1 protein-coding gene and 1 pseudogene are annotated in these 1,067 nt (G+C 51.6%); one reads left to right on the forward strand and one right to left on the reverse strand.

The window, feature by feature from the left end; genetic code table 11:
• Positions 1 to 114: 114 nt before the first annotated feature.
• Positions 115 to 642 carry a transposase gene (locus ACOCD2_RS21515; RefSeq protein ID WP_305801650.1) on the forward strand — a complete coding sequence of 176 codons (528 nt, stop codon included), beginning with the start codon at positions 115 to 117 and terminating at the stop codon, positions 640 to 642.
• Here ACOCD2_RS21515 and ACOCD2_RS21520 read toward each other — a convergent pair.
• Positions 617 to 815 (reverse strand): annotated as a pseudogene (locus ACOCD2_RS21520) (IS3 family transposase); the annotation flags it as partial. The gene ACOCD2_RS21515 and the pseudogene ACOCD2_RS21520 overlap by 26 nt on opposite strands.
• Positions 816 to 1,067: the final 252 nt, after the last annotated feature.

Genomic DNA, 1,067 nt, shown 5'->3' on the forward strand with positions numbered 1-1,067 from the left:
TTGTTGCGTAGTGCTTGGTGACCAGGACGGCTGGGGCACCAATAGGTTGTCAAAGGCCGAGTCGATTTTGGGGACTGGGATGTCCCAAAATCTATCACGAGGCCGAAGACACGCTTGAAGGCAAAAAAGATCCTCAGCAGGATCATCAGGTTCAAAGTAATAGAAAGTAATAGGGGGCAGACCACGTTTTTTTCAATAATAGGGGACAGACCACGGTTTTTTGTGCTCTGCTTCAGCCTGATCCCCATTAACCAACAGTTGACCATGCAACGACGCCCAAGGATCGTTTTGCCAGGTGTTCCGCTGCACTTGATCCAGCGGGGAAACAATCGGCAGGCGTGTTTCTTTACGGAGGATGATTACCGGTACTATCTGGAGTGGTTGATTACCTATGCCAAGGATGCCGGGTGTGCGGTACATGCCTATGTGCTGATGACCAATCACGTCCATCTGTTGCTTACGCCCACAACCGCCAGTGGCGCGGGTGAATTGGTGAAGCGATTGGGGCAGCGGTATGTCCAATACGTCAATCGGACGTACCGGCGCAGCGGGACCTTGTGGGAGGGGCGCTTCCGCTCGTGTCTGACGCAGGAGGATTCCTATGTGTTTGTTGTGGTCAACTCCAACCGGACACCTGGCTAAGCACGTTGCTCAAATTCGATGGGTGTCAGGTCACCCAATGTCGTATGCAGACGATCTGAGTTGTAGTACGCGATATAAGCTCTCACGTCGTCCACAGCTGCTTCCCGGGTCGGATACATATTGCCAGTCAGCCATTCCCGCTTCAGGCTGTTGAAGAAGCGCTCCGTCGACGCTGTTTTCCCCCAATTCCTGGTCAGTTTTGCACGCTGATTAACAACCTTAAACGGAAAGAGATGTAATGCCGTTTTGAAAAATTTCTCTCGATTAGCAGCATTTTCTGAACATGGTATTTCCCGCGGGTTGTAAGTAAGCGCCCAAGAATCCACACCTGTTTTCCCCACCTGACCCTGTGCAGACTTTCTCCTGGAATTTCACGACATAGGAGAAATCGATGGACATGTCTGATGCCACCGAAGGTGCGCCGT

Origin of the sequence: Thiolapillus sp. (assembly GCF_048562965.1) — a bacterium.
In the GTDB taxonomy this organism is placed as follows: Bacteria; Pseudomonadota; Gammaproteobacteria; order Chromatiales; family Chromatiaceae; genus Thiolapillus; species Thiolapillus brandeum_A.